This window comes from Mesorhizobium sp. M7A.F.Ca.CA.004.06.1.1 (assembly GCF_003999135.1).
In the GTDB taxonomy this organism is placed as follows: domain Bacteria; phylum Pseudomonadota; class Alphaproteobacteria; order Rhizobiales; family Rhizobiaceae; genus Mesorhizobium.
On record NZ_RZPQ01001504.1, the window covers coordinates 1 to 379 of the forward strand.

General features: G+C 69.4%; 1 protein-coding gene. It reads right to left on the reverse strand.

Translation table 11 applies throughout. From position 1 onward, the window contains the following. Positions 1-379 (reverse strand): cobaltochelatase subunit CobN (locus EN906_RS37155; protein WP_206529313.1); only part of this gene is annotated, 379 nt, incomplete at both ends.

Below are 379 nucleotides of genomic sequence, written 5' to 3' on the forward strand. Positions count from 1 at the left end.
CAGCCGCTCGAGCTTGTGTTGGTTTTCGTCGAGCCCGGCGCCGGTCAGCGGCGGTGGCAGATGACCAAGGGTGACGGCGGCGATGCGGCGCTTGGCTTGCGCCGCTTCGCCTGGGTTGGAGACGATGAAGGGATAGACGACGGGCAAGGCGCCGGTGACGATCTCGGGAAAGCAGTTCTCCGAAAGCGCAACGGTCTTGCCCGGCAGCCATTCCAGCGTGCCATGCGCGCCGACATGGACCAGCGCGTGGACGCCGAGCGACTTTCGCAGCCACAGGCCGAAGGCGATCAGCGCATGGCGCGGGGGCAGCGTCGGATCGTGGTAGTCGGCGCGGCGGTCGGCGGAGCGGCCGCGATCCGGGGCGAGGGCGATGGTGACG